This is a genomic window from Streptomyces palmae (assembly GCF_004684805.1).
Classification (GTDB): domain Bacteria; phylum Actinomycetota; class Actinomycetes; order Streptomycetales; family Streptomycetaceae; genus Streptomyces; species Streptomyces palmae.
In genome coordinates this window covers 1-6,253 of sequence record NZ_SRID01000395.1, presented here as the reverse complement: position 1 = coordinate 6,253, position 6,253 = coordinate 1, and the positions used below count along the sequence as shown (strand labels likewise).

At 73.4% G+C, this 6,253-nt stretch carries 5 protein-coding genes; 3 read left to right on the top strand and 2 right to left on the bottom strand.

All coding sequences use genetic code 11. The features are described from left to right. On the top strand, positions 1-675 hold a 675-nt coding region (locus tag E4099_RS33260), incomplete at its 5' end, for a TRADD-N-associated membrane domain-containing protein (RefSeq protein WP_167828498.1). 103 nt (positions 676-778) lie between these two features. Here E4099_RS33260 and E4099_RS27610 read toward each other — a convergent pair. Both E4099_RS27610 and E4099_RS27605 read right to left on the bottom strand, forming a co-directional pair. Beyond that, complete coding sequence (locus E4099_RS27610) at positions 779-2,173, bottom strand: polysialyltransferase family glycosyltransferase (protein WP_135341851.1); 1,395 nt, start codon at positions 2,171-2,173, stop codon at positions 779-781. Beyond that, positions 2,173-3,150, bottom strand: a complete 978-nt coding sequence (locus E4099_RS27605; RefSeq protein ID WP_135341850.1) for a glycosyltransferase family 2 protein — start codon at positions 3,148-3,150, stop codon at positions 2,173-2,175. The genes E4099_RS27610 and E4099_RS27605 overlap by 1 nt, the downstream gene beginning before the upstream one ends. 187 nt (positions 3,151-3,337) lie before the next feature. Here E4099_RS27605 and E4099_RS27600 point away from each other — a divergent pair, with 187 nt between their 5' ends. Together E4099_RS27600 and E4099_RS27595 are read left to right on the top strand one after the other, a co-directional pair. Then, entirely contained in the window at positions 3,338-4,708 is a 1,371-nt protein-coding gene (locus E4099_RS27600; RefSeq protein WP_135341849.1) for a DUF6716 putative glycosyltransferase, read from the top strand. A 169-nt stretch (positions 4,709-4,877) separates the two neighbouring features. Next, positions 4,878-6,203, top strand: a complete 1,326-nt coding sequence (locus E4099_RS27595; RefSeq protein ID WP_135341848.1) for an N-acylneuraminate cytidylyltransferase — start codon at positions 4,878-4,880, stop codon at positions 6,201-6,203. Positions 6,204-6,253 lie beyond the last annotated feature (50 nt).

Here is a 6,253-nt window from a genome sequence, read left to right as displayed (position 1 = left end):
TCCCCATCCCTCTCCAGACCCCAGGCCCTCCCCTCCGCGCAGCCCTTCGAGTCGGCGCCGTCCATGGAGGGGGAGCAGCCGCACGGGGCGCGCCCTCACCAGCATGTGGTGATCAGCGGCAGCTCGGTGGTGAACGTGGTCGGCAGCGCCCACGCCCCCGCCCCGCCGCCCGCCGCCACCGGCGGTCTGACCGCCCGGCGGCAGGACTTCTTCTTCTCCTTCCTCGGCCAGGCGCTGACGCAGGCCGAGACCACCTTCCGGCTGAGCGCCGTCTTCATGTCGGCCGGTGCGCTGATGGTGCTGCTCGGCGCCGGTCTGGCGCTGGCCAACGCCGGTGATCCGAACGCGAGTTACCTGCCCGCGCTGACCAGTCTCAGCGGGGCCCTGATCGGCACCTGCGGTGGGGCGTTCGCGCTGCACTCGGGGCGGGCGCGGCGGCATCTGACCGTGCAGGCCGAGCGGGTGCACGAGAGCATGCAGGCCGACCTGACCCTGGACCAGACGCTGTCCCTGATCGACGGGGTCGAGGACCACGCGCTGCGGGACCGGCTGAAATCGGTGACCGCGCTGCGGGTGCTGGGCCTGGGCCCCGACCCGGAGACCGCGGCCAGCCGGCTGCTGCCGCTCACCGGCGATCCGGACGAGGGCATCGCCCCCGGCGGGCCGTTCCCCTAGGACCTGGCCCGGGGCGGCACCGGGCCTCGTGGCGGCCGCCGGCACCCGTCTCGTGGCGGCGGCCCGGGGAGGCGCACCCCGGGCCGCCCCGCGTGGGCTCCCGCTACTTCGCCGGCTTCCCCTTGAGCTTGCGCTGTACGGCGCGGGCGCGGCGGGCCACTCGGCGGACGGTCTCGTTCCGCGGGATGAACGCCAGCTGGGACGGCATCGCCCCGGGCAGGGCCAGCGCGGTGAGCCGGCGCCGCTTGAAGTAGCGCCAGGTGTGGTCGTCCAGGTGCCGGGAGAGATAGCGCTCGGCCGCCGTGCGCAGCGGGGGGTGGATCTGGGACTGCATCGCGAAGCCGACCGCGGCCACCAGGCCGGGAAGGTCCTGGTCCCGGATGGTGCGCTCGCCGATGGCCGGGGTCCAGGCGGACGCGGCCCGGCGGTCCTCCAGGTCGGGCAGGAGCGCGTCCACGATGGTGACCGGCATCCGGTTGCTGTTCTGGTACGGGGTGAGCCGCTCCAGCAGGACCTCGGTGCCGATCCGGGCGGCCGGCAGCCCGTAGAAGGTGGTGGCGGTGAGCAGCGCGGTGGAGAAGCAGCCGATCACGATGGCCGGCCGGGTCCGCTGGTACAGGACCTCGGCGAGGACCGGTGTGTCCACCACGGTGAGCGAGGCGCCCAGCTCCCCGGCCTCCTTCTCCAGCATCCGCGACCAGCGGGCCGGGGCGGTGGGGTGCGGCTTGAAGATGATGTTGCGGTGGCCCAGCGCGTGGGCGCCGCGCAGCATCCGCACATGCAGCCGCTCCTCCTCCTCGGGGGTGAGGATCTCGAGCGCCGAGAGGTACTGGCCCAGCAGCAGCGCCGGGCGCTCCGCCGAGGGGGCCGGCAGCTCGTCGTCCGGGGCGCTGTGCCCGATCTCGGCGAGCACCTTGGTGAACGCCTCGGTGGGGACGGTCTCCGGGGGCACGTCGAACTCGGTGAGCAGCAGCGGCTTGAGCCCGGGCACCAGGTCCAGGTGGAGCAGCCGGCGGATCCGGGTGCCGATCAGCGGGTCGAGTTTGTTGCGGGTGGGGCCGTAGCTCATCAGCCCGTCGGCGTAGACGTCCAGCGGGGAGTCGGGGAACAGCCGGGCCAGCGCGAGCGCGGGGTCGACCTGGATCGACTCCAGGACCAGCTCCACCCGGTCCTCGCCCAGGCCCCACAGCAGCCGCAGGTGCCGCTCCCACAGCGGGACGTCGTTGCCGCGCGGGGACCAGCCGCCGGGGTGGAACGGCCGGATGGTCTCGTTCCAGGACAGCACCCGGTCGAAGCGGTCGCGCAGCTGCTCGAAGCCGGGCATCTCGTCCAGCGCGGGGGTGGTCTCCGGGATGGCCGCGTTATTGCTGACCAGCAGCAGCCGGCGGTCGGCGGCCGGGAAGAGGTCCGCGTCCAGGGCGGCGGCCAGGGTGGCGACGCCGTACAGCGTGGAGGCGAAGAAGATCTGGGTACGCCCGCGGGCGCTGCGCGAGGCCATCAGGCCACCACCTCTCCGCCCACCGGCCGGCGGCGGATCCGCCTGAGCCGTGCGGCGCGTTCGTAGTCCATGGAGTCCAGGGCCCGGTTCAGCACGTCCTGCGGCATGCGCCGCATCGCCGCACCGCTCATGGCGCGCAGTTTGCGGGCCACTCCCGGCTCGAATCTCTCGATATTGCCCAGGTGGTGGGAAATGATGGCGCAGTAGGTGCGGACCGCTTTCGGGAGAAGCGTGTCCGCGTCCCGGTCCCGGGCCGTTTCTTCGATTACCTGATCGAATGCGCGGATGAAGTCGAGCTGCCGAACATCACCGATCTGGGTGAGTGACGAGGCCACGCCGCGCCGGTAGAAGACACCGAGCAGACCGACCACCGCGAATGTGCGCGCCTCACGGTGCAGCCGCCAGATCCACGGCCGGTCCTCGGCGGTCCGCAGTCCGTGGGTGAAATGCAGCAGGCCCTCGTCCGCCAGCCGCCGGTGGTACATGCCGGCCCAGGCGTACGGATAGTCCACCGAGGTGGAGCGGTCGGCGGGCAGGATGGCCTGGCGCGGGTCGAGCGCCACCCCCCGCCGGCCCACCGGCACCCGGTGGACGCTGCGCGCCCGGCCGGTGCACTGGACGTGGTCGACCCGTACGAAATCGACGCCCAACTCCTCGATGGCGCGGAGAAGTCGGGCGTAGTAGCCGGGGGCCAGCCAGTCGTCCCCGTCCAGGAAGGTCAGGTACTCGCCGCGGGCCGCGTCCAGGCCGGTGTTGCGCGCGGTGGCGAGCCCGCCGTTGTTCTCGTGCCGCACCAGCACCGCCCCGGGGAGTTCGCGCTCGGCGCGCTCCAGGATCTCCGGTGTTCCATCGGCCGAGCAGTCGTCCACGAAAATGAATTCGAAATCCTCGCGCGCGTTCGCACGCAGACTTCTGAGGGTGTCTGAGGCATAGGTCTGCACGTTGTAGAACGGCACGATGACGGAGAGCTTAACCACTCGGGTGACGCTAGGTCGCCATCTGGCATTCGTCTTGACTTGTGCCCTACCTGAAGGTGAACGAAAGACGACCAAATGGTTAACCCGATACTCCGGCCTGCCGATTCGCCAACCGTCGACATTCTGTTAACCCTTTGTTGCACTACCGTTGGGCCGTGAATTGGAATCGCTTCCTACCGTCGGCCACGTGCCCACTCGTACTAATTCCCCGCTGCGCGCCGCGGTGCTCGCCGACTCCGACACCCGGTGGAAGTGGGGTGCGCTCACCGCGCACCGCCTCGTCGCCGACCGGTCGGGCGCGGCGGCGGCCGATCAGGAGGCCGAGCTGCACGGCTACCTGCTGCGCGGCCGGGCCACCCCGACCGTACGGCAGCTCGCCGAGGTCGGCGTACGCGCCCAGCGGCTGCGCGAGGTCACCGGGCACGAGTTCGTCCGCGCCGTGGACCGCGAGCACTACGACGTCCTGGTGATCTCCTGCGTCGGCGGCGCCGTGCAGGCCATGCTGCACGCCCTCGCACACGCCTGGCGCACCGCCGAGCGCCGCCCCGTGGTGGTCACCGGCTACGTCGGGGTGGTCTACGAGAAGCTCGCCGACGGGCTGCTGCTGCGGCACGGCGCCGATGTGGTGCTCGCCAACTCCCGGCACGACGCCGACCGCTTCCGGGACGTCTACCGCGGCGTGGGCGCGGACGCCGGCAGCGTGGTCGAGTGCGCCCTGCCCTTCCTCGGCGGCGCCCCCTACGACGAGCGGGCCCGGCACGGACGCGGGTACCCGGGCGGCACCGTGGTCTTCGCCGTACAGCCCTCGGTCCCCGACAACCGCGCGGACCGCGCCTACCTGCTGCGCCGGGCCGTGGAACACGCCCGCCGGCACCCGGACCGCGAGGTCCTGGTCAAGCTGCGCAGCAAGCCCGGTGAGCACACCACGCACATCGAGGAGCTGCCGTACCAGAAGCTGGCGGCCAGACTGGACGGCGGCACCCCACCGAACTTCCGCCTCGGCTACGGCCATATGGGCGAGGTCCTGGACACCGCCGACCTGCTGGTGACGGTCAGCTCCACGGCCGCGCTGGAGTCGCTGCACCGCGGCATCCCCACCGCCGTCCTCACCGACCTGGGCATCCGCGAGGTGCTCGGCAACCACCACTTCCTCGGCTCCGGCTGCCTCACCTCCTGGGACCAGCTGGACGCCGGCCACCTGCCCCGGCCCGACCCCGCGTGGCTCGCCCGGCAGGGCGTGTGCCCGGACGGGGAGTACGCCACCGCCTTCGACGCGGCCCGCGCCCGGGTCGCCGAACTGGCCGCCGCCGACCGGCTCCCGCCGCTGTCCCCCTACTACACACCCGTCACCGCGCCCGGCTACCTGCCCCGCATGCTCGGCCGCTACGGCTTCCAGCCCGACGGCGCCCCGCGCCCCGGCACCGGCGGCCCCGGCGGCGAGACCGGCGGCGGGCTGCGGCGGGTCGTGCGCAGCACCGTGCGGGAGGCCGCCCGCGGCGCCTACCGCCACGGGGTGCAGCGGGTGGCACCGGTGATCCGCCGGATGGGGGAGCTGTGAGCCGCCGCACCGCCCCGCGCACCAGCGCGCACGCAGCACACCGCCACCCCCAGTCGAAGCCTCCCCGGACGCCGTCCGGGGGTACCCCCACAGCGCCGGTGACCGGCACCGGCCACACCGGGGAGGCGCGGTGAGCGCGCCCGTACCGGACGGCATAGAAGGAGTCGCGATGCCTCCCACCTCCGAACGACGTGTGGTCGCCGTCATCCCCGCCCGCGGCGGGTCGAAGGGCGTACCCGCAAAGAACCTCGCCGCGGTGGGAGGTGTACCGCTCGTCGCCCGCGCCGTCCGCGAATGCCTGGCCGCCCGCCAGGTGACCGACGTGGTCGTCTCCACCGACGACGCCGGGATCGCCGCCGCGGCCCTGGGCGCCGGCGCCGAGGTCGTCCAGCGGCCCGCCGACATCGCGGGCGACACCGCCACCAGCGAGGCCGCCGTACTGCACGCCCTGGACGCCTTCGAGGCCCGGCACCAGACCACCGCCGAGGTGGTGCTGCTGGTGCAGTGCACCAGCCCGTTCCTGGTCCGGGAGGACGTGGAGGGCGTGGTCGAGGCCATCGTGGCGGACGGCGCGGACAGCGCGCTGACCGTGGCCCCCTTCCACGGCTTCGTGTGGCGCGACGGCGCCGACGACGGGGACTTCGCCGAGCCCGCCCTGGCCGCCACCGCCGGCGCCGCCTCGGGACCTGCCGCCGGCCCCGCCGACACCCCCGCCGGCCCCGCCGACACGCCGGTGGTCCAGGTGGCCGACAGCACCACCGCCAGCCGCGGCTACGGCGTCAACCACGACAAGTCCTTCCGCCCGCGCCGCCAGGACCGCCCCCAGGACCTGCTGGAGACCGGCGCCGTCTACGGCATGCGGGTGGACGGGTTCCGCACCGCCCGGCACCGCTTCTTCGGCCGCAGCGCGCTGGTGCGCACCGACCCCGCGCGGGTGCTGGAGATCGACGACCCGCACGACCTGGCCCGCGCCCGCGCCCTGGCCGGACTGCTCGACGCCCACCGCCCCGGCGCCCTCCCCACCCGGGAGGACATCGACGCGGTGGTCATCGACTTCGACGGCACCCAGACCGACGACCGGGTGCTGATCGACTCCTCCGGACGCGAGATCGTCGCCGTGCACCGCGGCGACGGGCTGGGGATCGCCGCCCTGCGCCGCTCCGGACTGACGCTGCTGATCCTCTCCACGGAGCAGAACCCGGTCGTCGCCGCCCGCGCCCGGAAGCTGGGCATCCCGGTACTGCACGGCATCGACCGCAAGGACCTCGCACTCAAGCAGTGGTGCGACGAACAGGGCATCGCTCCCGAGCGGGTGCTCTACGTCGGAAACGACGTCAACGACCTGTCGTGCTTCGACATGGTCGGTTGGCCGGTGGCGGTGGCCACCGCGCACGACGTGGTGCGCGGCGCCGCCCGCGCGGTCACCTCCACACCCGGAGGGCACGGGGCGATCCGCGAGGTCGCCACCTGGCTCCTCGGAAAGGACCTGTCCTAGCCGACCACCCCGGGGGCGGACGCACACCCCCGCCCCCGGCCCCGACACAC

What these genes read in the sequence shown, in the direction of transcription:
- E4099_RS27610 (WP_135341851.1), bottom strand. Translation starts at nt 2,173, where the DNA reads ATGGCCTCGCGCAGCGCCCGCGGGCGTACCCAGATCTTCTTCGCCTCC.
- E4099_RS27595 (WP_135341848.1), top strand. Translation starts at nt 4,878, where the DNA reads ATGCCTCCCACCTCCGAACGACGTGTGGTCGCCGTCATCCCCGCCCGC.